The 25304-nt window shown below is 54.9% G+C and carries 20 protein-coding genes; 15 read left to right on the top strand and 5 right to left on the bottom strand.

The genetic code is table 11. The features are described 5' to 3' along the window. Window positions 1-104: 104 nt before the first annotated feature. From AS89_RS0105820 to rpoS, 11 genes are all read left to right on the top strand, one after another. A complete protein-coding gene (locus AS89_RS0105820) occupies window positions 105-1733 on the top strand; it encodes a CTP synthase (RefSeq protein WP_010131502.1) in 1629 nt (542 codons plus the stop codon). Window positions 1734-1759: 26 nt separating this feature from the next. After that, a complete protein-coding gene (gene kdsA / locus AS89_RS0105815; RefSeq protein WP_010131501.1) occupies window positions 1760-2605 on the top strand; it encodes a 3-deoxy-8-phosphooctulonate synthase in 846 nt (281 codons plus the stop codon). Window positions 2606-2738: 133 nt separating this feature from the next. Then, window positions 2739-4025, top strand: a complete 1287-nt coding sequence (eno, locus tag AS89_RS0105810) for a phosphopyruvate hydratase (protein WP_010131500.1) — start codon at window positions 2739-2741, stop codon at window positions 4023-4025. 224 nt (window positions 4026-4249) lie between these two features. Further along, window positions 4250-4564, top strand: a complete 315-nt coding sequence (locus AS89_RS0105805; RefSeq protein WP_010131498.1) for a septum formation initiator family protein — start codon at window positions 4250-4252, stop codon at window positions 4562-4564. Next, the gene (ispD, locus tag AS89_RS0105800; protein ID WP_010131497.1) at window positions 4561-5295 is read left to right on the top strand and encodes a 2-C-methyl-D-erythritol 4-phosphate cytidylyltransferase; all 735 of its coding nucleotides are present in this window, start codon (window positions 4561-4563) and stop codon (window positions 5293-5295) included. The genes AS89_RS0105805 and ispD overlap by 4 nt, the downstream gene beginning before the upstream one ends. Continuing rightward, window positions 5292-5771, top strand: a complete 480-nt coding sequence (gene ispF / locus AS89_RS0105795; protein ID WP_010131496.1) for a 2-C-methyl-D-erythritol 2,4-cyclodiphosphate synthase — start codon at window positions 5292-5294, stop codon at window positions 5769-5771. The genes ispD and ispF overlap by 4 nt, the downstream gene beginning before the upstream one ends. Further along, entirely contained in the window at window positions 5768-6793 is a 1026-nt protein-coding gene (truD, locus tag AS89_RS0105790; protein ID WP_010131495.1) for a tRNA pseudouridine(13) synthase TruD, read from the top strand. Before ispF ends, truD begins: the two co-directional genes overlap by 4 nt. 134 nt (window positions 6794-6927) lie before the next feature. Next, complete coding sequence (locus tag AS89_RS0105785; RefSeq protein ID WP_010131494.1) at window positions 6928-7599, top strand: protein-L-isoaspartate(D-aspartate) O-methyltransferase; 672 nt, start codon at window positions 6928-6930, stop codon at window positions 7597-7599. After that, window positions 7599-8570 carry a DUF368 domain-containing protein gene (locus AS89_RS0105780; RefSeq protein ID WP_010131493.1) on the top strand — a complete coding sequence of 324 codons (972 nt, stop codon included), beginning with the start codon at window positions 7599-7601 and terminating at the stop codon, window positions 8568-8570. The genes AS89_RS0105785 and AS89_RS0105780 overlap by 1 nt, the downstream gene beginning before the upstream one ends. A gap of 291 nt (window positions 8571-8861) precedes the next feature. Further along, the gene (locus AS89_RS0105775) at window positions 8862-9614 is read left to right on the top strand and encodes a peptidoglycan DD-metalloendopeptidase family protein (protein ID WP_029249827.1); all 753 of its coding nucleotides are present in this window, start codon (window positions 8862-8864) and stop codon (window positions 9612-9614) included. A 242-nt stretch (window positions 9615-9856) separates the two neighbouring features. Next, a complete protein-coding gene (gene rpoS, locus AS89_RS0105770) occupies window positions 9857-10921 on the top strand; it encodes an RNA polymerase sigma factor RpoS (RefSeq protein ID WP_010131490.1) in 1065 nt (354 codons plus the stop codon). A gap of 76 nt (window positions 10922-10997) precedes the next feature. Here rpoS and AS89_RS0105765 read toward each other — a convergent pair whose 3' ends face one another. The 3 genes from AS89_RS0105765 to AS89_RS0105755 form a co-directional block, all read right to left on the bottom strand. Next, window positions 10998-11381, bottom strand: coding sequence for a YdbL family protein (locus AS89_RS0105765; protein ID WP_010131489.1), 384 nt, complete (start codon window positions 11379-11381; stop codon window positions 10998-11000). A 48-nt stretch (window positions 11382-11429) separates the two neighbouring features. After that, window positions 11430-11639 (bottom strand): YnbE family lipoprotein, encoded by a 210-nt coding sequence (locus tag AS89_RS0105760; protein ID WP_237709638.1) that lies wholly within the window; start codon window positions 11637-11639, stop codon window positions 11430-11432. Window positions 11640-11878: 239 nt separating this feature from the next. After that, window positions 11879-15040 (bottom strand): intermembrane phospholipid transport protein YdbH family protein, encoded by a 3162-nt coding sequence (locus AS89_RS0105755; RefSeq protein WP_029249823.1) that lies wholly within the window; start codon window positions 15038-15040, stop codon window positions 11879-11881. 122 nt (window positions 15041-15162) lie between these two features. Between AS89_RS0105755 and ggt the strand changes: the two genes are divergently transcribed. Both ggt and pepN read left to right on the top strand, forming a co-directional pair. Further along, entirely contained in the window at window positions 15163-16929 is a 1767-nt protein-coding gene (ggt, locus tag AS89_RS0105750; RefSeq protein WP_237709637.1) for a gamma-glutamyltransferase, read from the top strand. 73 nt (window positions 16930-17002) lie between these two features. Beyond that, window positions 17003-19642: an aminopeptidase N gene (pepN, locus tag AS89_RS0105745; RefSeq protein ID WP_010131484.1), complete on the top strand. Its 2640-nt coding sequence runs from the start codon at window positions 17003-17005 to the stop codon at window positions 19640-19642. Between the two features lie 29 nt (window positions 19643-19671). Here pepN and AS89_RS0105740 read toward each other — a convergent pair whose 3' ends face one another. Together AS89_RS0105740 and AS89_RS0105735 are read right to left on the bottom strand one after the other, a co-directional pair. Then, window positions 19672-20268, bottom strand: coding sequence for a histidine phosphatase family protein (locus AS89_RS0105740; RefSeq protein ID WP_010131483.1), 597 nt, complete (start codon window positions 20266-20268; stop codon window positions 19672-19674). A gap of 102 nt (window positions 20269-20370) precedes the next feature. Further along, window positions 20371-21933 (bottom strand): carboxylesterase/lipase family protein, encoded by a 1563-nt coding sequence (locus tag AS89_RS0105735; protein ID WP_033230029.1) that lies wholly within the window; start codon window positions 21931-21933, stop codon window positions 20371-20373. Between the two features lie 641 nt (window positions 21934-22574). On the opposite strand from AS89_RS0105735, the gene AS89_RS0105725 reads away from it, so the two are divergent. Together AS89_RS0105725 and AS89_RS18855 are read left to right on the top strand one after the other, a co-directional pair. Beyond that, window positions 22575-23921, top strand: coding sequence for an MDR family MFS transporter (locus AS89_RS0105725; RefSeq protein ID WP_010131480.1), 1347 nt, complete (start codon window positions 22575-22577; stop codon window positions 23919-23921). Between the two features lie 435 nt (window positions 23922-24356). Further along, window positions 24357-25304, top strand: a 948-nt coding sequence (locus AS89_RS18855) for a BapA/Bap/LapF family prefix-like domain-containing protein (protein WP_010131478.1), incomplete at its 3' end; no start/stop codon positions are given.

Here is a 25304-nt window from a genome sequence, read left to right as displayed (position 1 = left end):
AGTCTGGCGTCCCATCTCAAAGGCACCGAGTTGCGCGAGTCTGCGCGCTTGAGCCAGTCCCGCACGCCCGAACTCGTCGGGCATTCAACTGACCAAGGTTTTGCATGACGCGCTACATTTTTGTCACAGGCGGCGTGGTTTCCTCATTGGGGAAAGGTATCGCCTCCGCCTCTCTGGCCGCTATTCTCGAAGCCCGCGGCTTGAAGGTCACCATTCTTAAGCTTGACCCTTATATCAATGTGGACCCGGGCACTATGAGCCCATTCCAGCACGGCGAGGTCTATGTGACCGAAGATGGCGCCGAGACGGATCTGGATCTGGGCCACTATGAGCGCTTTGTGCGTACTCGCATGTCCAAGCGCAACAACTTCACCACTGGCCGGGTATATGAAACCGTGCTGCGCAAAGAGCGCCGCGGTGACTACCTGGGTGGTACTGTGCAGGTCATTCCGCACATCACCGACGAAATCAAGCGTCGGGTGATCGAAGGTGGTCGCGATGTAGACGTGGCGATCGTCGAGATCGGCGGTACCGTGGGCGATATCGAATCCCAGCCGTTCCTCGAGTCCGTGCGCCAGCTGCGTGTGGAAATGGGCATCAACCGCGCTCTGCTGATTCACCTGAGCTATGTGCCGTACCTGGGCACCGCCGGCGAAACAAAAACCAAGCCGACCCAGCACTCCGTAAAAGAGCTGCGTTCGATCGGCCTGCAGCCAGACATCCTGCTGTGCCGTTCCGAGCGCGCCATCGACGACGACTCCCGCCGCAAAATCGCCCTGTTCACCAACGTGGAAGAGCGCGCGGTAGTACCGCTGCCCGATGCCAAGACCATTTATGGCGTACCACGCATGCTGCACGAGTACGGCCTGGATGAGATCGTCGTAGAGAAACTCCAACTCGAGTGTGAAGCCCCGGACCTGTCCGAATGGGACGACGTGGTGGACGGCAAGTTGAACCCGCATCACGAAATCAAGATTGCCATGGTTGGCAAGTACATGGAGCTGCTGGATGCATACAAGTCTCTGATCGAGGCTTTGATCCACGCCGGCATCAAAACCCGCACCAAGGTCAATATCGACTACATCAACGCTGAAGATGTCGAAGGCGAGAACGGTTTGGACCTGATTAAGGGCGCCGACGCCATTCTTGTCCCCGGCGGCTTTGGTGAGCGCGGCCTCGAAGGCAAGCTCGAAGCGGTGCGCTACGCCCGAGAAAACAATATTCCGTTCCTCGGCATCTGCCTGGGTCTGCAGTCTGTGGTAATTGAATACGCGCGCAACGTACTCAACCTGGACGGCGCCAACAGCACCGAATTCGACGGCAAGACTCCGCACCCGGTTATCGGCCTGATCACCGAGTGGATCGATAGCGAAGGCAACATCGAGACCCGTGACGAGAAGTCCGATCTGGGTGGCACCATGCGTCTCGGCGGCCAGGAGTGTCGTCTGGCGAAAGACTCCAAGGCGCGTGAAATCTATGGTGAGGATGTCATCGTTGAGCGCCACCGTCACCGTTACGAGGTGAACAACAACTACGTCGACCGCCTGCAGCAGGCTGGCCTGAAAATCGGTGGCTGGTCTGCCGATGACACCCTGGTGGAAATGGTTGAACTGCCCGAGCACAACTGGTTTGTGGCCTGTCAGTTCCACCCGGAATTTACCTCTACCCCGCGTGACGGCCACCCACTGTTTGAGAGCTTCGTAGCAGCGGCTGTCGAACACAAGCAGGCTTAATCGAGAAGCATAAGCAGGCGCAAATAATGAAAACTATTGAAGTCGGCAAACTGAAGGTTGCCAATGACAAACCATTCACTTTGTTTGGCGGCATGAATGTTTTGGAATCCCGTGATACGGCCATGAGAGTGGCCGAGCACTATGTCAATGTTACTGACAAGCTGGGTATTCCTTACGTATTTAAAGCGTCCTTCGACAAGGCAAATCGCTCTTCTATTCACAGCTATCGCGGCCCGGGGATGGAAGAAGGACTGAAGATTTTTGAGGAAGTCAAAAAGACCTTCGGTGTGCCGCTGATTACCGATGTGCACGAGCCTCATCAGGCGGCTCCGGTTGCCGAGGTAGTGGACGTTATTCAGCTGCCTGCATTCCTCGCACGCCAAACCGACCTGGTTGCCTCCATGGCGGCAACCGGCGCGGTGATAAACGTGAAAAAGCCGCAGTTTATGAGCCCGCCGCAAGTTAAGAATGTGGTGGAGAAATTTGCCGAGGGCGGTAACGAAAACATCATTTTGTGTGAGCGCGGTGCCTGTTTCGGCTACGACAATCTCGTCGTCGACATGCTCGGCTTCCGTACCATGATCGATTCCACCGGCGGTGCCCCGCTGATTTTCGACGTGACCCACTCACTGCAGATGCGTGACCCCGGTGGTGCGGCCTCTGGCGGCCGTCGCTCCCAGGTCACCGAGCTTGGCCGTGCGGGCCTGGCCATTGGTATCGCCGGCCTGTTCCTGGAGGCGCATCCGAACCCGGACAAGGCGCTGTGCGATGGCCCGAGCGCGCTGCCTCTGGAAAAACTCGAGCCTTTCCTGGCGCAAATGAAAGCCGTGGACCAACTGGTGAAAAACTTCGAGCCGCTCGATACCAAATAACCCGCTACCAGATAGTAGACAAACAAATAACTAAAATGAGCGGTCCAGAGAAGGCGGCCGCCGCACTGAAACTTCACAGAAACACACATTCCGAGTAAATAATTTCCGGAAAAACAAGGAGCCCGTTGTAAACATGAGCAAGATTGTTGCTGTAAAAGCTTTTGAAGTATTGGATAGTCGCGGTAACCCCACCGTTAACGCCGATGTAATTCTCGAGTGCGGCGCGGTAGGTTCTGCCTGTGCACCGTCTGGCGCTTCCACCGGCTCCCGCGAAGCCCTCGAGCTGCGCGATGGCGACAAAAGCCGTTACCTGGGCAAAGGCGTTCTGAAAGCGGTTGAAAACATCAACGGCGAAATCGCCAACCTGCTGGTAGGCATGGACGCAACCGATCAACGTGCCCTCGACCAGGCTATGATCGACGCCGATGGCACCGAAAACAAATCCAAGCTGGGTGCAAACGCCATCCTGGCCGTATCCCTGGCCGCAGCCAAAGCTGCAGCGATCTCCAAGGGCATCCCCCTGTATCAGCACATCGCCGAAGTAAACGGCACTGCGGGTGAGTACACCCTGCCGGTACCGATGATGAACATCATCAACGGTGGTGAGCACGCCGACAACAACGTCGACATCCAGGAATTCATGATTCAGCCGGTAAAAGCCAAGACTTTCGCCGAAGCGCTGCGTCAGGGTGCTGAAATCTTCCACGCACTGAAAAAAGTACTGTCTGCACAAGGCCTGAACACCGCTGTCGGTGACGAAGGTGGCTTCGCCCCGAACCTGCCTTCCAACGAAGGCGCACTGAAAGTCATCGCCGAAGCGGTTGAAGCAGCTGGCTACAAACTGGGCGACGACATCACCCTGGCCCTGGACTGCGCCTCTTCCGAATTCTACAAGGACGGCAAGTACGACCTGTCTGGCGAAGGTAAAGCATTCGACAGCGCCGGTTTTGCCGATTATCTGGCAGAGCTTTCTGAAAACTACCCGATCATCTCCATCGAAGACGGTATGGACGAAAGCGACTGGGACGGCTGGAAAATCCTCACCGATAAAATCGGCGAGAAAGTACAGCTGGTGGGCGACGACCTGTTCGTAACCAATACCAAGATCCTGAAAGAAGGTATCGAGAAGGGCGTTGGTAACTCCATCCTGATCAAGTTCAACCAGATCGGCTCCCTGTCCGAGACCCTGGACGCGATCAAAATGGCCAAAGACGCAGGCTTCACCGCGGTTATCTCTCACCGTTCCGGTGAAACCGAAGACACCACCATCGCCGACCTGGCCGTTGCTACCGCCGCTGGCCAGATCAAAACCGGCTCCTTGTGCCGCTCCGACCGCGTAGCCAAGTACAACCGCCTGCTGCGCATCGAAGCCGAGCTGGAAGGCAAGGCGCCTTACCGTGGCATTGCCGAGTTCAAGTAATTCGGTAAGCCCGGTAAACTGGCTAGAACTCGTATCGGAGCTAATGTGCTGATGCGAAGGCTTCGATACCGGGGCTAGTTCGCGAGACCTTCGAAAACACGGATGTTTTCGCAGAGCCCCCATGGATGGGTGCACGGCGTGTCTCGCGAACTAGCCCCGGTAGCGGAGCCGCCACGGAACACGAACCGTGGGTACCCAGAAACGCCAGATAGAGAACAAAACAAATGAAATGGCTGCTGGCAATCCTCACAGTAATGCTGCTGGTCACCCAATATCGATTTTGGGTGGGCGAGGGCAGTTTTGCGGATGTGACCAGGCTCGAACGGCAGCTTGAAGAGCAGCAGCGAAAAAATGCTGCACTCGAGCGGGAAAACCGCCACCTCCTGCGGGAAGTCCGCAGCCTCAAAGAAGGCACCGACGGCGTCGAAGCCAAAGCCCGCTACGACCTCGGCCTTATCAAAGAGGGCGAAACCCTGTTTATTTTTCTCGACCAGGATGAGCACAAAAATCCTGCGCAGTCACAGCGAGAAAAACAATGACCCCCATCGAAAGCCAAGCGACCACTGATTATTGGGTCGTCGTTCCCGCCGCTGGCGCCGGCAAACGTATGGGCGCAACCACACCCAAGCAGTACCTGCCCATTGATGGCAAGCCACTCATCGCCCATACCCTCGAGAACATATTATCCTGGCCCGGACTGCAAGGCGTTGTAGTTGCGATTTCCGCAGACGATGACGTATTCGCAACACTTGCATGTGGGCAAAACGACAAGATCCACACCGTTATTGGTGGTGCCGAGCGTGCCGATTCCGTCCTGGCCGCCCTCGAGTACCTGAGCCAATACCAGTCACCGACCACCTCAGTGTTGGTCCACGATGCCGCACGGCCGCTGGTCAGTACCGAAGATATCGACAAACTTCTCGCCGCCGCCCCCATGGCACTACTTGCCCAGCCTGCCAGCGATACCGTTAAGCTCGCCGGTGATGAGAACTCTGTTCGACAAACTCTGCCCAGGGAACAAATCTGGCTCGCACAAACACCTCAGAAAGCCCCGCTTGGCACATTACTGCAAGCTCTGCAGCGAGGTCTGGCTGAGAACCCCAAGGCAATCACCGACGAAGCCAGCGCACTCGAGTTGGCGGGCCATGCTCCCGAACTGGTGGCAGCCTGCCGCAGCAACTTCAAAATTACCCACCCGTCGGATCTGGTGCTCGCCGAAGCCTTACTTCGTCATCGCTCCGACGGCGCCGCATCAGGAAACAAACTATGAGCTTCAGAATTGGCCAGGGCATCGATGTACATGCCTTCGGCCCAGGAGATCACGTCGTCCTGGGCGGCGTTCGGATTGCGCATGAACAGGGACTGGTGGCGCACTCTGATGGCGATGTGTTGCTGCATGCCCTTGCCGACGCGCTTCTGGGCGCATTGGCCCTCGGTGATATAGGTAAACATTTTCCCGATACTGACGAAGCATACGCTGGTGCCGACAGCCGCGTGCTGTTGCGTCATGTCGTGGGTTTGATCCATCAGCACGGTTACCGACTGGTCAATGCCGATGCGACACTAGTGGCTCAGGCGCCCAAAATGGCCCCGCACATCGACGCCATGCGGGCGCATATCGCCGCCGATTGCGCGGTGGAAACCGGCGCGATCAGTGTCAAAGCCACCACCAGTGAAAAGCTCGGATTTACCGGCCGTAAAGAAGGTATCGCCGCCCAAGCGGTGGTGCTGTTGGAGAAATTGTGAGCGACGCAGAGAATGCCCCTGCCGGGGAGAGCGAGCAGGCGTGGGATTTGAATTGGCCCCGCGCACTCGGCGGTGCCGCTGTGAAGGCAGATTTTCGCAGCCAGCCTGAAGACTTTGTTGTGGATGAACTGGCGACGCCGCAAGAGGAAGCCGGCGAGCATGTGTACCTGCAAATTCGTAAGCGTGGCGCCAATACGGGCTTCGTCGCCCAGCAACTGGCTCAGCTCGCCGGCGTGCAATGTAACGATGTGGGCTACTTCGGCCTGAAAGATCGCCATGCGGTAACTACCCAGTGGTTCAGTGTCTGGCTGGCGCAGAAGCCCGAACCCAATTGGGCGCAGCTCGATAATGAAGAAGTGCAGGTCCTGCAGCACTTCCGTGGCGCTCGCAAGCTGCGCCGCGGTGGGCACTTGGCCAACCGTTTCCAGATTCGGCTGCGCAACGTAACGGGTGACTGTGCGGCTGCAGAAAGCGTACTCGCGCAGCTACATAAAGGTGTACCCAATTACTTCGGCGAGCAGCGCTTTGGCCACAACGGCGGTAACCTCGATCTGGTCGAGCGGATCGTGGCAGAGCCAATCGCCGGCAAGCGCAAACGCCTGCCGCGCAATCAGAAAGCGTTTGCTTTATCTGCCGCGCGCAGTTGGCTTTTTAACCAGGTACTGGCTGCCCGAGTGGAACAGGGCACGTGGATGGAAACCCTCGAAGGCGAACCGGAGGCGACAGGCAGCGGCCCACTGTGGGGGCGCGGCAGAAATATGGCGTCCGGTGAGCAGCTCGCGCTGGAGGAAACCGCCATGGCGCCTTGGCAGGCCTGGCAGGACTGGCTGGAACATGGTGGTTTGAGCCAGGAACGCCGACCACTCATGTTGATACCACAAGGGTTTGAGTATCGGTGGGAAGAGCAGGAAAAGGGCAAGGATCTGGTGCTTGCCTTTGCACTGCCACCAGGCACATTTGCCACAGCCCTGCTGCGGGAGGTGGCCGAGCTGGCCAATCAATCTTCTGTGGCCCTAAAATAAGTAAAAATTAACGACAACAAACGGTGACTGTGGAAGCCAGAGTCTTCCCGGTCCATTGCCGGAAGGTGTGCTCCTCCTTGCTGGAGGGCCGCTCGGGGCCCGGCGACTCGCTTGTAGGGAGACTATCAATCCTTATGGATCGATTTAGACACGAAGGCCTGGGTATGACATCCCAGCGCACGCGCAATCGTTTGATTCAACGGTTGCGCGATGAGGGGATCAGCAACGAAGAAGTGCTGGACGTAATGGCGTCCACCCCCCGCCACCTGTTTTTGGATGAAGCCCTGGCGATACGTGCCTACGAAGACACCGCATTGCCCATTGGCTATGGGCAGACCATCTCCCAACCCTACATTGTTGCCCGGATGACCGAGTTATTGCTCAGTAGGGCTTCGTCACGGGCATGTGTATTAGAAGTGGGTGCCGGCTCGGGCTACCAAACCGCCATTCTCTCCCGCCTCGTAGACAAGCTGTATTCCGTGGAACGGGTTGAGCCACTGTTGGTCAAAGCCCGTCAGCGGATGCGTGAATTGGGGATATTCAATGTGGAAATGCGCTTGAGCAGTGGCGGTTTTGGTTGGCCTGAGCAGAAAACCTTCGATGCCATTCTGTGTGCAGCGGCACCCGCGACGGTTCCCGACGAATTGCGTGAACAGCTGGCCCCGGGGGGCGTGATGGTCATTCCTGTGGGGAGTGAGCGCCAATACCTGACGATTGTCACGCGCAGCGAAGACGGGGAGCGCTTTGATGTGGAAAAGGCCGAGCCGGTTCGGTTTGTGCCTCTACTTAGCGGAGTGGTGCGCTAATGACCGGAAGCAAGGCGCCGGCAAACACCATATTGCGAAGTCGTTACTGGGGCGTTGGTTTGCGCGGCCTGGCCATGGGGGCCGCGGATGTTGTCCCCGGTGTTTCCGGGGGCACTATTGCCTTTATTACCGGTATCTATCAGGAGCTGCTCGACTCACTGAGCAAGATTGGCCCCCATACTGTGGTGTCTCTGTTTCGAAATGGTATTGCTGCTACCTGGCGGGAAATCAATGGAGGCTTCCTGTTGGCGCTCTTCAGCGGCGTGTTGGTCAGCATTTTTAGCCTGGCCAAGCTAATCAGTTTTCTGCTCGAAAATTATCCAATTCTCGTTTGGTCTTTTTTCTTTGGCTTGATTCTCGCTTCCGTTGTACCCATTGGGCGCCGGGTAGTGCACTGGCAGTGGTCCAGCTGGCTGGCGCTTTTATCCGGGGTTGCCCTGGCGATCCTCGTCAGTGAAATGCGGCCGACGGAGATAGTTGCAACGCCGTATACCTTGTTCTTCTCCGGCGCCGTGGCAATCTGCGCGATGATCCTGCCGGGAATTTCCGGCTCCTTCATCCTGCTCATGATTGGTATTTATCCACAGGTGATCAGCGCGGTGCACGAACTGCAGGTTGGCGCGCTGGTGTGGTTCGCGGCGGGGGCGGGCTGCGGGCTGTTATTGTTCAGCCGTGTACTGTCCTGGCTGATGCACCGTTTTCCCTCTGTGACGCTTTCGTTCCTGGTCGGCGTGTTACTCGGAAGTTTGAAAATCGTGTGGCCCTGGAAACTCGCAAATGGCGGTGTCGGGGAGTTGAGCAGTGCCAAGCTAGCGCCAATGCTGTCCAACGTGTGGCCCGGAGAGTTCACAAGCGCTACTGGAGAGCCTTCTTATATTGTGGGCGCGGCCTCAGCAGGGCTTGTGGCGATCGTTCTGGTTTTGGGTATTGAGTGGCTGCATAGCCGCAATGTAGGAAAAGTCGTACAGTAAATTGGGCAATGACCTACGGGGAAAACGGTCAACGGCGACTCGATTTAGGTCCGCCGTAACCTCGGCAGGAGTGGTCCCCCGACAGTGACCAAACGATGTCTACGTAAATTTTCTGTAAACAGATTTTTTGGCTGTCAAAGGCCGCTGATTCAGGGATTTTCTTTAGACGCTTTTTCCATAAATGGTCCCCTTTGATGTAAAAAGAGAATAATGAAACGGCGCATATATCAACATTTTAAGCCCAGATCTGCTGTCTTTAGCGGTTGTTTTTTGCGCCTTTGTCCTTTTTTACTGGGTCGGCTTCTGAGTGTTTTTTGTGCGGTCCTGCTGGTTGCCTCCTGCGCCAGCAATCTGGCGCCTACCGCGTCTTTACAACAGCCCCCAAGTCAGAAGATTCGTCATCACACGGTGAGTAAAGGCGAAACTCTGTATTCCATTGCATGGCGTTACGGTAAAGATTTCAAAGAGTTAGCCGCAGTAAACCGGATTGCTCCTCCTTACCGGATATTTCCCGGGCAGCGTCTCGCGTTGACCGGCCGAGTTCCGGTTGCCGTCAGCCAGCCCACCACTAAGAAGGTCGCCAAAACAAAAAAAGTGACCCGTAAAGTGCCTACCAAGGTATCCAAGCCATCGCCCAAGGTCGTGAAAAAATCGTCAATTTCGGACGGTAATAAAAGTGTCACAAAATGGCGGTGGCCGGTTCGTGGCAGGGTACTCTCTCGCTTCCAGCCCAACGACCCCTTGCGCAAGGGTGTTGATATCGCCGGGAAAAAGGGGGAATCTGTTCAGGCAGCGGCGGATGGCACCGTGATTTACGCCGGAAGCGCACTGAGAGGGTACGGCAAACTTTTGATCATCAAGCACAACGAGGAATTCCTCAGTGCTTATGCCCACAACGACAAGTTGCTTGTTGGTGAGGGCACGAGAGTCAGAGCAGGGCAACGGATAGCGGAACTGGGTTCGAGTGGTACCGACCGCGATATGCTCCACTTTGAGATTCGTAAAAATGGTCAACCGGTAGATCCTTTGGCCTATTTGCCTTAGGAACCTGCCGAACCAGGTGCGGTAGCCACTCACCCATACGCTGTTGTGCAATAAAAATGGATTTTTATTAATAACCACTTGAGGTAGTCACCGGGATCGGAAGTAGCTGCCCTGCAGTGACCCTACTCACCACTGACGGTGAGTTGCCGAGAACGGAGGCTGTCGTATCTGACAGTGACCGATTCTGTAATCGCAAGCTGTCGCAAGCGGCTGATACAGGCAAAGTACAAGGAGTTGGGGAAATGGAAGCACAACGTCATGATCAAGTGGATTTTGGTGCTAAAACAGATATGGCGCCGGAGTCTTTCGATCAGGAAAAAACCTTAACCGAAACCAAAACAAGTCGTACCCGGAGCAAGGCGGCAAAAAAAAACTCCGAAACAATCTCCCATAAGACATCGAAGTCAACTTCGAAAAGCACATCCACAAAAACGACCATACGAAAGCTTGATGACGCGGCCGGGCAAAAAAATCTCGACGCTACTCAGTTGTATCTCAACGAAATCGGATTCTCCCCTCTTTTAACCGCCGAAGAAGAAGTCTACTACGCACGCAAAGCGCTACGTGGTGACGCGGCGGCTCGCAAGCGCATGATTGAAAGTAACCTGCGACTGGTTGTGAAAATCGCCCGTCGCTACGTTAGTCGCGGTCTGGCGCTCCTGGACTTGATCGAAGAGGGCAACCTCGGCCTTATTCGTGCAGTAGAAAAGTTCGACCCTGAGCGGGGTTTCCGGTTCTCGACTTACGCCACCTGGTGGATTCGCCAAACGATTGAGCGTGCCATCATGAATCAAACGCGGACCATCCGTCTGCCCATTCATGTTGTGAAAGAGCTCAATGTTTACCTGCGAGCCTCACGGGAACTGGCTCAAAAGCTGGACCATGAGCCAACGGCGGAAGAAATCGCCAATTTGCTGGAAAAGCCCGTTGAAGACGTGGAGCGTATGCTCGGTCTCAATGAACGTGTTACCTCAGTCGATACACCAATCGGTCCTTCGTCTGAGAAAACCCTGGTAGATACAATCCCTGACCAACAGGAATCCGACCCAGCGGAACTACTGCAGGATACCGACCTGTTTGACAGTATTAATCGCTGGTTGGGTGAGTTGCCGGATAAGCAGTGCGAAGTCGTGTCCCGTCGTTTCGGGCTGCGGGGTTACGAGGCCAGTACATTGGAAGAGGTTGGTCGCGAAATAGGCTTGACGCGCGAGCGTGTTCGCCAGATTCAAGTGGATGCGCTGAAGCGTCTGCGTGAAGTCATGGAGAGTCAAGGTCTGGACGGCATGTCGCTGTTCGCCAATCTTTGAGCAGCGCGGACTTTACGTCAGCGCCGGGCCGAAAACCCGCAACTTATGTTGCGGGTTTTTTTATGTCGCCAGATAATTACTTTTGCTTCCAGCGACCTAGATTGTCCTGGTAGTACTCGCCTTTATTGAGCCGGGCCTCTAACTTTTCTGCAGCTCTGGCGGCAACCTGACTGATATCAATCTTGTTGCGCTTGGCGATCGCGGCGTATTCATTTTTACGCTTGCGATTTACCTCATTCACCAGTTTTTCCAGTTCTGGTGAGCTGTCCTGAACGATAGCGACATAACCACTGTTCGCCTCACCAACTAGTCCCTGTGTCTGCGCCTGCTTCAGCGTGATGGCGCTGGCGGGAAGCGCAAACAAAAAGGCGATGATCATTAGCACGCCTGCGAGCAATGGTTTGCTGTGGCGCTTTTCTGTCTTGCGGTGTTCTGCGGGAGAAGTAAACGTATTCAACATGTTTGTATGTCCTTCAGTTATCCGGCGGCGACGTTAAATTTGTCAGCCCTAGAAAATGCCTTCCTTGTCGTCAAACAAATCGTCCAACTCTTTGTCAACTTTTACACGGATTTCGTGTTCGATTTTGACATTGAGATTAACCGTTATGGGCTCGCTTGGGGCCTGGACCGCTACCGTGGGGGTACATCCGATCAAGATTCCACTGAGGGCCAATGCTCCCCATAAAGCCAGCGGCTTCAAATTGTCTGCTTGGTTCACGACTAACTCCTGCGACTCTCTGATAATGGCCCTTCCAGCAGTGCTCAAATCGCGGAGCGAAAAAAGCCGAAAAGGCGCCAATTGCCATTATCCCGCCAAACGGAAGGGGGATGCACGCAATGGTTGCTGATTACTATAGATAGTCCAGGATTAACCGTTCCTGAACACATCGATCCCACTGGGTACCTGGCGCCGATAATAGTGCCCTGCCTGGGTGTATCTTGCCCTGGCGGCCAGCTTCATTGCGTTTGCTGTTCCAATACATCGGTCAAGTCACGGCTGGCCTGCAATGAGCGAAGCATGCTCGGAACATTATTTTCAAGATTCAGGTTGATGATCAGATCGCGTTTCGTATCGATCGCCTGACTATTGCCAGTCAACTTCAGGTTGAGCTGCAAGTCACCACTCAATGGGTACTGCATAGTGCCATGAATGTCCCGATAGGTGTAATCCTCAAGGGCCCCAGCCACCAGTTTCAGTTGTGGGTTACTCGACAGCATTTGTGGGGAGAATGCGCCGTAGTAGCGCATGCGACCTCCCGGTGGCCGCGACTGCACACTTCCGTCTTCGACCGTGACGCCTTGGGCATCGATGGTAATGGGTATGGTCGCATCCAATAGTCCACTTGCGGAAAAGTTAGTGGATTCCAGCTCGGTGGTCAGTGCACGGAGGGAAATGCCAGTAAACTGGAAAGTGGATAGTCGCTTTTCTCCTTCAAAGTTCCACTTCACTGTCTCTGATGTCAGGGCTCCCTCGAGCAGCTCTGCGGAGAAATCGTCCAGAACGACATCCCCGGAGGTATCGAATGTCAGATCAAAATGCAGGTTCTTGAGTGCGACGCCCGCGTCAATGGTACTGGCCGAAACGCGTGCAGGGGCAGTGGTTGCCCATGAATCGCCCTCTCGCCCGAGTGCAATGGTGGAGTCGATGCCGACCGCGTAGCTGTCGTTGTACTGAATAACGGCATCCGTTAATGAGATCTTGGCAGCATCTCTTTGGATGTTAGGCCAGTGTAGCTTTGCAGAGCCCTCAAGCTTGCCACCTACGAGGTTTGCCGGTAGCCCATCGATGCCCAGTGCCAAAGAATTGCTGCTACTGAACTCTGTGGTAGGAAGCGTAAGCTCCAGTTGTCCGGTTTGATTCTTCAGGTTGTGTTGCCAATTGCTGCTGAATTGTAGGGGGCCATTGACGACTGTACTGACGCCGGTTAACTGTTGGTCATGAAGCGCAACTTTTCCATGGGATGCCAATTGTATGGTTAATGCATTGACGGTTTTGATGGTCAGCTGGTCTGCACGATAGTTGCCGGCACCGGTTACGATCAGGTCGTCATCGGCTGTCTTTTCTGCGTTCTGGGGCTCTGATGTTGTGAGGCTGATGTCCTCGAGGAAAACGATTCCTTCAAGGCTGTGTCCCGCAAGCGCCATGGGTGCAAAGCTGACAGCAAGTTGCGGCGAATCACAATGCATTCTGATCCTGTGGATTTCACAGCGTACCTCCTGGGAGAAAAGCTCGGAATTTTCTGCGCTTATTTCTCCGGATGTACTTTTATCGATGCTCACATTGACGTTGCTGAACCGCACAATGGTCGACGCGGGATCCTGACTGGCATTCATTTCGATGCTGGTCGCGAGAGCAAGGTTGTCTACCCGTGTCTTGTCCCCTGGTGCGGAGAGGTTGGAGCCCTGGATGTCGAGCTGGAATGTGCAGGTCTTCCTGAAAACATCAGTGCAGGCAATTTCCTTCAGTCCAGCGGTGAGTTTGGATTGGGTGCCGCCTCCTGTTTTTCCAGCTGTTTCCATCATTACCGTGAATTGGGGGGTACTTACTTGCAACGGACCCGGGATCTGCTGCGCGCTCAGTGTCACAGGTTGGTCACCGCGCAAACTGATCTGGGTCGTATGCCATTTTTCCAGGGCTGCGGGTGTTTTCGTTTTCGGCAGGCTCAGCGTGAACTCGGTATTGTCAGAGGGCTTCCACTCTGCAGTGAAGTTGCGCAGGTATTGCTGCTCCGCAATAAGCTTGGTATTCAGATTCGGTAGGGTAAATGACACTGAAAATTCTTGTTCACCGGAGAGTCCTGTAACCTCGTATCCCGCTAAATGCCTTTTAAATCTTGGGTGCTCAAGTATTTCTTGCCAATGTGACTGGTCAAGCTCGCCATTAATCTCAACCTGAGGGAGTCCCTCCGAGGATTCCGCAAGTTGGATTTCTGCGTTGAGTAATGATGTATTTTCTCCCTGCATCTGACCCTGCGCTTCAATCACGAGGTCGCCGCTAATTTCCTGCGCTGCAAGCGGAGACAGGCTTTTCAGGGTAATTCGAATCGGCGTGTTGGTATGCGTGGAGATCAGTAGGGGCGTGCCTAGCAGTGTTTCGGGGAGTGGCACCGCCAGATCATCGATTTGGATTTCGCTGCGCAGGTTGCTCAAGCTCTGCAGTCCGCCTAGGGCATCGTCGATTTGGCCACTCAGGTTGACCGTCGTCGAGCCACTGCTTTGCGCGAGCAGTACCAGCCATTCTTGCCAGCGCCCTGCGGAAGAAGCGGGCAGCGGTTGCGCGAGGTCTGAAAGTAACTCGGACAGTGGTTTGGCGATGAGCGTGGTGTCGGTCGAAATATTCCAGGCTAGAGGAGCACTGTGGGTCATGTTCTGCAGATTGCCGGTGACCTTGGCAACCACAACTTTTTCGCGGGAGAGTTCAAACTGAAATGGTGGGCTGTCACTATGCGGCTGTATATGCACAGAAATCAGGCATCCATCGCAGGCCGAATAGCGTATATCCCCATTAATGGCCCCCTGACGGTTGATAGAAAAGTGCGCCGTAGAGGATCCCGGCAGAGTGTCCGGTAGGCGAAGTGAGTGAATCTCGATACTCCGCACTGGAAGCGCTTGAAGCTGGCGCAGCAGGCCGCTGATTGTTGGTACCTGGTTTTGCGCATCTCCTATTTTTTCCACGCCTGTGATTTGGGAGTCATCAGCACCGGACTCTCGCGCAGTCGTCGCCTTCGGTTCGGGATCCTGCGCTGCATCGGTGGAACCAGGTTGCACGCCGGAGTCGCCCAACTTCTCGATCGTCATCTGGTCGATAGATATCTCGGCATCGGGGGCGGGCGTGTCGTTGGGCGTAACAATCTGGGCGATGATATGGTTGAGTTGTCTTACCTGGAGTTCGTTAAGGGTAATCTGCTGGCCCTGCGCCGTTTCGATGACCAGTTGCTGGATATCCGCGTGCCAGCCGCCATCTTCCCGGGATATCTGAAACCGCTCAATGGCGGTTACGTGCGCATTATCCAGCTGTAGATTAATTAACCACGGCAGCCAGGTATGCCGGGTGACCCAACTGATCGCCGCGGCAACAACAACCGCCAGAATGAAAGCGACAAAATAGCGTACCAGCACCTTCGCTTTGCGATGGGAGAGGCGGGATGTCACGCGCGCGAATACCTTAGTTGACCGATATGGCTATTACAGAGAGACTTGTTCTGAGAATAACGAGAAGGGCAGTTATTGTGAAATTCCAGATGACATTTTTCCCCAAGCGTTGCATGCGCAGAGTTGTGCGAGCGCCAAAAATACCAGGTATGGTGCGGGCGGCAGCCGTCACAGCCGGTGCATTTTTAGGCACCTTGTTGTTTTCTGCCAGCGTTACCGCTTATGACCGTGTGAATGGTGAAGGGTTCGCCAGTCGCTCACCGGTGCTGGCAACACAGGGTATGGCCGCTACCAGCCATCCCCTGGCGACGCAAGTGGCGCTGGATATTCTAAAAAAAGGCGGCAGTGCCGTCGACGCAGCAATTGCTGCCAATGCGGCGCAAGGACTGATGGAGCCAACGGGCAACGGTATTGGCGGCGATCTGTTCGCCATTGTCTGGAGCGCCCAAGATAAAAAGCTGTTTGGGCTCAATGCCAGTGGCCGGTCGCCAAAGTCTCTGGCATTTCAGTACTTTGCCGATAATAATCTGGAAAAAATACCATCCCATGGTCCTTTGCCCGTGTCAGTGCCGGGCGCGGTAGATGGCTGGTTTGAGTTGCACGAAAAATTCGGCAAGTTGCCCATGCAGGAGCTGCTGGCTCCTACCATCCGCTATGCGAATGAAGGGTTTCCCGTTACTCAGCTGGTCGCGTACTACTGGAATCGATCGGTTCCCAAGCTCGAGAAGTTTCCCGGGTTCCGGGAGACATATATGCCCGGTGGCAAGGCTCCACAGGAAGGCGACCTTTTTCGAAATCCACGCCTTGGCAATACCCTGCAGAAAATTGCCGATGGTGGTCGCGATGCCTTTTATAAAGGCGATATCGCGCGCGAGATCGACCGTTATATGAAAGCCAATGGCGGTTTCCTGTCCTACGAGGATCTGGCCACTCACACGTCCGATTGGGTAGAGCCGGTTTCCACCAACTACCGTGGGTACGATGTGTGGGAGCTGCCACCGAACGGCCAGGGTATCGCGGCACTGCAAATTCTCAATATCCTGGAAGCGTATGACCTGAAAAAGCTAGGGCGTACGAGTCCAGAATATATTCACCTGTTCGCCGAAGCCAAAAAGCTCGCATTCGAGGATCGTGCCAAATACTACGCCGACCCCGACTTCAATCAGCTGCCGGTGCAGGAGCTGATCTCCAAATCCTACGCGGAGAAGCGTCGTGCCCTGATTGACCCCAATAAGGCGGCAAAGCGCTACGAGGCAGGGACCGTCGCCCTTCGGCATGGTGACACCATTTACCTCACTACTGCGGACAAAGACGGCAACATGGTCTCGCTGATCCAGAGTAATTATCGGGGAATGGGGTCTGGTATGACCCCTGGCGAGCTGGGTTTTATCCTGCAGGACCGCGGAGAAATGTTCAGCTTAAAGGAAGGACATTTCAACCAATATGCGCCGGGCAAGCGTCCATTCCACACCATCATCCCCGCATTTGTGACCAAGGACGGTAAACCCTGGTTGAGCTTCGGCGTCATGGGTGGAGCAACCCAGCCGCAGATGCATGCGCAGATCGTCATCAATATGCTGGACTTCGGTATGAATGTGCAGGAGGCCGGTGATGCGCCCCGAATTTTGCACAGTGGTTCCAGCCAGCCTACCGATGAACTGATGGAAGATGGCGGCTATCTCAGCCTAGAAGACGGTTTCCCCATGGAAACCCGTCGCAAGCTTGTGCAGATGGGGCACCAAGTTCGCTTTGAAAGCGGTCCTTATGGCGGCTATCAAGCAATTCAGAAGGCCGAAAACGGCGTGTACCACGGTGCTTCTGAAAGCCGGAAAGATGGCCAGGCTGCGGGTTACTGATCACACGTTTATTGATTGCACGGTGAGGGCGGGTTAGTCGCCTATCCACGAGATTTACCAGAGACTGTTTAGAATGCAAGACACACAGCCACAAACGATTTTCCTGAAAGACTACCAGGTTCCGGATTATTTGATTGACCGAACGGAGCTGACGTTCGATCTCGATCCGCAAGCCACACTGGTGAAGTCCCGGTTGCAGGTCCGGCGCAATCCGGCGGCTAATAGTAACGGGAGCCTTCCGCCATTATGGCTCGACGGAGTGGATCTCGAGCTGCTCTCCGTTGCGGTAGATGGTGAGCTGCTGCCGGCCCAGCGCTACAGCGAACAAACGGATGGTTTGTTGCTGACTGTGGATAAGGCATCGTTTGTTCTGGAGGTGCAAACCCGCATCGCGCCGGAAAGTAATACGTCGCTGGAGGGGTTATACCTTTCCAATGGCATGTACTGCACCCAGTGTGAGGCGGAAGGCTTCCGCAAGATCACGTTCTATCCAGATCGCCCGGATGTGATGAGTGTGTTCACCACCACCATCGTTGCACCTGCCACCTACCCCGTTCTTCTGTCAAACGGCAACAAGATTGACAGCGGTACGACCGAAGATGGGCGCATGCGTGTGACCTGGGAAGACCCGTTCGCCAAACCTTCCTATCTATTTGCCCTGGTTGCTGGTGACCTGCAGTTTGTCGAAGATCACTTTACTACGAGCAGTGGCCGCAAAGTGACTTTACAGCTGTTCACCGAGTCAAAGAATATTGGCAAGACCGCCCATGCCATGGAGTCTCTGAAGAAGTCCATGAAATGGGATGAAGAAGTCTATGGTCGGGAGTATGACCTGGATATCTTTATGATTGTCGCGGTTGACCATTTCAATATGGGCGCGATGGAAAACAAGGGGTTGAACATCTTCAATTCCGCATGTGTTCTCGCGAGCCCGGAGACCGCAACCGATGCAGCATTCCAGCGTATCGAGGCGATCGTTGCCCATGAATACTTCCACAACTGGTCCGGTAACCGGGTGACGTGCCGAGACTGGTTCCAGCTCAGTCTGAAAGAGGGGTTTACTGTATTTCGTGACGCGGAGTTTTCTGCGGACATGAATTCCCGCGGAGTGAAGCGGATTGAAGATGTCACCTTGCTGCGTACGGCACAATTTGCCGAGGATGCAGGCCCGATGTCACACCCGGTGCGCCCGGAGTCCTATATGGAAATTTCCAACTTCTATACCCTGACGGTGTATGAAAAGGGTGCCGAAGTTGTGCGTATGATCCATCGTATCCTGGGTGCCGAGGCGTTTCGTCGCGGTAGTGATCTCTACTTTCAGCGGCACGACGGTTGCGCAGTGACCTGTGAAGATTTTGTGGCGGCGATGGAAGACGCCAATGGTGCCGACCTGACCCAGTTCCGTCGCTGGTATAGCCAGGGTGGCACGCCGGTGCTGGATGTTGAAGATAGCTACGACGCTGAGGCGCAGGAATACCACCTGACCATTCGCCAGCACACACCGGATACGCCGGGGCAAACAGATAAACAGCCGTTACATATCCCGGTGGCGGTAGGTCTTTTGGATGCGTATGGCGCGGCGCTGTCACTGGACCATGAGGGAAGCACCGAGAAGGTTTTACATCTGACGGAAGCCACGCAGACATTTACTTTCGCAGAGATGCCTGAGCGACCGCTGCCATCGTTACTGCGCGGATTCTCCGCCCCAGTAAAGCTGCGCTACCGCTACACCAGTGAGCAGCTTCTGTTTTTGATGCAGCACGACACCGATTCGTTTAATCGATGGGATGCGAGCCAGCGGCTGGCATTTGCGGCGCTCGACGAATTGCAGCGCGCCTATCGAGCTGGGGATGCTCTGCAGACTCCGGAGGCGTTATTGCAAGGACTGTCAGCTGTTTTGGAAAATACGCAGCTCGATCCGGCGCTGGTGGCGAAGATGCTGACGCTGCCAAGTGCGCAAGAGCTGGCTGAACACGGCGATGTCATCGATGCGCAGGCTATCATCGCCGCCCGCACATTTGTGCGCGATTCTATCGCCAAAGCCCTGGAGTCGCAGTTCCTGAAGCGCTATCAGTCGCTGGATCAGCGTAAGTCTTATCAGCCCGTTGCGGCAGATATTGCAGAGCGCAGCCTCAAGAATACGTGCCTGTCATACCTGTGTGCCACGGGTAGTGCGGATGCACTGGCGTTGGCGGAAAGCCAGTTTGTGCGCAAGGAAAACATGACGGATGTTGCCGCAGCACTGGCAGCATTGATTGAGTTTGGCCCTGCGGAGAGGGCTGAAGAGCACCTCGACGCGTTCTATCAGCAGTGGCAGCAAGATACCCAGGTAGTGGAAACCTGGTTTGGACTGCAGGCGGCTAGCGCACATTATGGAAGCCTGACGCGGGTGCGCGCGCTGATGTCCCATCCTGCGTTTGAGTTTACCAACCCGAATAAAGTACGCGCGGTCGTCGGAGGCTTTGCCATGCGTAACTTTACCCAATTCCATCAAGAGGACGGCACTGGGTATGAATTTTTAGCTGAGCAGGTGATCTCGCTGGACAAGCTAAATCCACAAATTGCTGCCCGTATTGTTACCCCACTTACTCGCTGGCGAAAGTACCGTTCGCAGGAAGCGGAGCAGATTCGCTCGGCATTGCAGCAGGTGTCGGACAGTGGTGAGCTGTCGAGAGATCTCTTCGAGGTAGTCAGCAAGGCACTGGATAACTGATTCCGGCAAAGATAGGCCTGCCTGCACCCCTACTGAATACGGTGGGGCGCATGTCGCTCGAGGCCGAGTTCAACGATGGTGAGTACATCATTGTCCAATGACAGCCGGGTTTGCGAGGTGTAATCGGGCCGGAACTGTGCGATCCGCGTATCCTGGCGGATCTCGGCGATCACGGCATTGATCACCATAAAGTGACAGAACACCAGTGTCGTCTCTATGGGACTGGTGGCCTGCGCTGGGCGAGAGTCGATCGACTTGAGTGCGCTAATGATCCCGTTGCGCCATACCTGTTGTGTATCCGTCAGATCGGCCCAGCTACTCTTGAGAAACGCCTGAATCCAGTCGCCGCGCTGCGCGAGGGAAATCCCCTCCGGGGATGGAATTTCGATCACATCATTGAGCTGCTCAAGCGGCTTTTGCCAGAGATTGGCTACAGGCTCTGCGGTCTGCCGCGCGCGGGACTTGGGGCTAGTCATCAACCTTACGCCTTGCCCACCCGGGTATCGCACGTTCAGGTGGCTGGCGAGTTGTTCCGCCTGCTGGTGGCCCAGGGCAGTCAACCCCGGGTCCTCATCGGTGGGCGACTTGGCGGCTTCGCCGTGTCGGATCAAGACAATCTCGTGCAACTCTCTACTCCGGTCTGCGTTCTATGGGAAATACCCCCTGTATTTTACGCCATTCACTGTTCCCCGGCCTGTCAAAGCGCTATTTCGAATGACCGCCAGAAACTAGAGGAACCCGCGCAGTTGCTGGTCATCCAGCCCCTGCCAGAGTGCCTGTAACGCATCTGCATCGAGATCGCGCTTGCCATGTTCGCCAAACCGCTGGGTGTGGCCTTCGTCGAACTCTGCCCAGTCGTCACCTGGGTTCCCCGACTCGGCAAAGTTCAACCAGGCATTGCGCATTGATTCACTGAGCCGGTGTGGTTCGCTTTCTCCCCCATAGAAGTGTGCAAGATCACCGGCTCCATGTGTGCCAAATACATACCCGAGCTCGGCGGCGTGGCAGGCGCCGAGCAGTGGTTGTGCACTCAGGGGCTGGGTAAAGTGATAGTGAAAGCGTTTTCCCTGATGGGCGTTGAGCAAGCGCAGGCCAGGCACGGTAAATACCATGTCGGTCAGCATCATATTCCATGCACGGCTCCACAGGGGCCAGGGATCCTCATCCTGCGCTTCTGCTCGGGTACGATAATGCTCCAATAGTGTGGAGATCATCGGGTCTGGAATCTGCTGCTGCAAGTGATTGCGAATTTGCTGGTCATCCAGTGTGTAGGTTTCTGGACGCGCAGCACTAAATAAATTCCACTCATCACTATTGCTGCCAACCATCATGGGCACGCTGGCCGCAGCGGGAGTTTTCAGCGCGTCCACAGGGGCTTGTAATAGAAATTCGCCATCTTGCACCGGCTTGAATGGCAGGTGCCCCCACCGCGCGTTCAATGCCTGGTTGCTAAGTAGCGTTGCCTGCGCTTGTAGAAGCTTATCGGTAGTGAGATCGTTGAGATGGGCTTTACCCACGGATGCCGCAACAGTGTCTAGGTACAATTCTGTCAGGCTATTTGCATTCTCGGTATGGTGGAAGACACCAGGGTTGCCACTTTGCACGATGGCTTTGTGGAAGAGTGTACCGCAGAGCTGTTGATTACTTTGTGGATACGCGGAGAACAGCGAAGTAATGCTCATGGCGCCAGCGGACTCACCAAATAGTGTCACGTTTTCCGGGTCGCCCCCAAATGCGGCAATATTTATGTTTACCCATTCCAGCGCCGCCAGTTGATCCATCAATCCTTCATTTCCGGTCGCCGGTATATCGCTCAGATCACACAGCCGCAGGAAGCCGAATGCGCCCAAGCGGTAATTGAAGGTAACAACAATAGCGCGACCACTCGAGGCGAGGTATTTACCGTCGTAGAGCGTTTGGCAGCTGGAACCTAGGTAAAAGGATCCGCCGTGCACCCATACCATAACGGGCAGCTTGTCGTATAGCGGCTTTGCCGGTGCGTAGACGTTGAGGTAAAGGCAGTCTTCGCTGGTGGGTTCTTGGCCGTCAGGCCCTCGAATCTGAAACAAGTCGGATGGATTCTGTGGTGCCGGCATACCAAAGCGCGTCGCATCCCTGAGATGACTCCATGGCTCGACCATCTGTGGTGGCTGCCAGCGTAGTTCTCCTACCGGAGGTTGCGCATAGGGAATGCCCTGGAATTGTTTTACCTGCTGGAGCTGGTCGAGTTTTCCCTGTATCGCTCCGCAGGGTGCATCGACAAGGAGAGTGGAGTCCGCGAAATTGACCATTGCCGCTATGTCCCGAGCAAAGAGTTGTGCTGAAAAAATATGGTGATCTGTGCGCCTGTACCGGCAACCTTTGGTGAAAAGGATTTGAGCGCACTGGAGATGCCGGGATAAGTATAGAAGCTGTTAAAACTATGCGGTGTATGACCAAACTGTTGCCAGGAAAAATCTGACGAAGACGGTTTGCAAAGCGTATGCATTTGGATATGATTGAGCGCTTGCTGTCTAGATATCTATTTATCAGCATCTACATGCGTAACAAGTTTACAAATTTAGCTCTTACCAGAATCGTATTTATGCCAATCAAACGGAACGCAAAAAGCATGATGCCCCGGCAAATTCGCGAAATTTTCGCGGGCTTTGCTGTGTGCGCTGTTCTAGTGCGTTTCGCTTATGCGTGGCCGGCATCAGTGGCAATCTCTGGTGTGCTATGTGCGAAGTCTGTCTATGGCGCGTCCTCCCTGATTGTCCGTACCTGGACCATCAAGGTGTGTAAAGCGCATGGCGGCCGCAAGGTACGCAACTTGTTAACCTGACAGTAATATCGCATTGCGCTGGAGGGTTCTTTCAAGGCCCTCCACGGAAAAACCCGGAAGGCCTTGGCCTCCGGGTTTTTTTTTGCCGTCAAATTGGGAGAAACCGACATGGATAGGCAATGGTGGCAATCACTCTATGGCTTACCCCCATTGATATGGGTTGTACTTGTGGGCAGTTTTTTTGGGCGCGGCACCTATTTTATGGTGTGGCCGTTTCTCGCAGTGATACTGCATCAAAAGTTTGCCCTGAGCCCAGGTGAAATCGGCGCTTTGCTCAGTGTGTCTGCCATGTGTGCGGCAATACTAGGTTTCTACACCGGAGCCTTATCCGACCGGTTTGGACGCAAGATATTGCTGTTTAGCGGCACCCTCATCAACGCGATTGCATTTTTGTTTCTCGCCTTTGCGGAAAGCGTAGCGGCATTCGCAGTAGCGATTACCTTGAGCGCGATCGGTCGTTCCGTGTGGGAGCCGCCTGCAATGGCCATGTTCGGCGATTTGATTCCGGACACGAGAGTACGCGAGCTGGCCATGCAGTTCCGTTATTTCCTGATTAATGTCGGTAGTGCGCTTGGGCCGATGATTGGTGTATGGGCCGGTATCAGTGGCCAGCAAACGACGTTTGGTGTAACGGCGCTCAGTTACCTCGGATTGTTTTTTGCGTTCATCTGGGCCTTCCAGCGCTTTGGTGGCAGCCGAGCGAGTACTGCAAGTACGTTAACGACGGCAAAGTTCACAGATACACTCCGGGTGCTGGCAGAAGATAAGGTGTTTCTTATCACTATTCTGGCCAATGTATTTGCGCTCTTTATTTATGCCCATATGGATTCGAGTTTGATCCAGTACTTGACCATCAATGACGCACCAAACGTGGTTACATTGATCTCCAGTATGATCCTGATCAATGCCTCGACCATCGTCTGTTTACAGTTTCCTTTATTGGGCCTGATGCGGAAGGTGAATGTAAATCAGCGCATTTTCATCGGAATGATTCTATTGGCCGCAGGACAGGTTTGGTTTGCGCTGAATCCCATTCAATGGTTTTACGGTTGGATAGGGGCGATATTTTTGCTGAGTATTGCCGAGGCGATTCTTTTTCCAAACATGAGCGTACAAGTAGATCGAATGGCGCCGTCTAACATGCGTGGCAGTTATTTCGGTGCAACGAGCCTGTATGCGTTTGGCTGGTCGAGCGCACCATTGGCGGGCGGACTGGTCATTCAAGCGTTCGGTGGATCGATACTCTATATCGTGACGTTTGCGCTGTGTTTACTAGTCATGTGGATGTATTGGCATACTGGTAAATTAATGCGGTTACCGATATGGCCAGCAAGACCTGCCCGTGCGGGTAATCTGGCTAAACAACCGACAACCGCTGCCATATCGGCTGGACCGGTACCGAATGGGGACAATGCGCCGAATAAAACTGGCGTGCCCGATCCCAATCTCGCGTAATACGATTAAGAACCAGACCAATGAACTGAAAGCGGCTGCCGGGTACGGAAGCCGCTTTTTTTCTTTTTGTCGCCTGCCATATTCCAGAGCCGATCCAATTACAAATACGCCATTCGCCACTGGTTGGCACGAAGCTCCTCTCGCTGACATAGCCGTCTACGGGTTTGCATTTTCGTTTTGACTAAAATGTGAACTCTATCAACTTTGCCGGCGCCAAATTTTTCAACTCAAGGCACGAAAACCCTCCCTCCATTGGTGCATCTCGTTTTGAGAATCCGGAGGGAACTTGAATTTCGTGCATAACTCATCCATACCAATGAATGAGCTGGTCAAAAAATGACCTGTTGAGGTGTTGGGTGACCGGTGTTCGGTCACCGTATTCGTCGGGTTTGTTTATTTCTATCGGCAGATAGGGGCAAGGAAAAGGTACGCAGGATGCAGACGCAGGTAGTCGATAAGGCAACTGGTACTCTGAGTTCATTTGAATCCGAAAATGTGGTTCTAGATGCTCCGGGTTTCGTGAAACTCCAACTCGCACAAGATGAAATACTGTCGACCTTCAAGGTCGGTGACGATCTGATTATTCAGCTCGTGTCGGGCGAGATCGTCACCCTCGAGAATTTTTATCTTGCTGATGGGACGCAGGCGGAAAGCGATCTTCTTCTCGAAGATCCCGAATCTGGGACTGTGCTACTTGCCCAGAAAGGCGCAGACGGCTCTATTTTCGCGCTCACGCAAGTGACCAGCAGCGCGGATATAGCGGCGGTCGCGCCCTCAACAGCGGTACCTGTGTGTCCTGCCGTTTGGGCTGGCCTGGCGGCACTGGGTGTGATTGCGCTGGCGAATGGGTACAGCGACGATAGCCCCAGCGAAAGCCTCGACCCGTTCGTCCCCCCACCGCCGCCACCTCCTCCCGGCAGTGGGCCGATTCCACCTGACCCTGAAGCTGGTCCGATCCCGCCTCGCCCGATTCCGCCGGACCCTGAAACTGGTCCGATCCCACCTCGACCTCCTGAAGGTGATGCTGACGCAGATTCGGATGCTGACGCGGACGCAGATACCGACGCCGACGCGGATGCAGACGCAGATACAGACGCCGACGCGGATGCGGACGCAGATACCGACGCCGACGCGGATGCTGATGCAGATACCGACGCCGACGCGGATGCTGATGCAGATACCGACGCCGACGCGGATGCTGATGCAGATACCGACGCCGATGCGGATGCTGATGCAGATACCGACGCCGACGCGGATGCCGATGCGGATGCCGATGCAGATGCCGATGCCGACGCCGATGCCGATGCCGATGCCGACGCGGATGCCGACGCGATGCCGATGCCGACGCGGATGCCGATGCGGATGCCGATGCTGACGCAGATG

It is taken from the genome of Microbulbifer agarilyticus S89 (genome assembly GCF_000220505.1).
GTDB lineage: Bacteria > Pseudomonadota > Gammaproteobacteria > Pseudomonadales > Cellvibrionaceae > Microbulbifer > Microbulbifer agarilyticus_B.
This window is presented reverse-complemented; position numbering and strand designations above follow the sequence as displayed.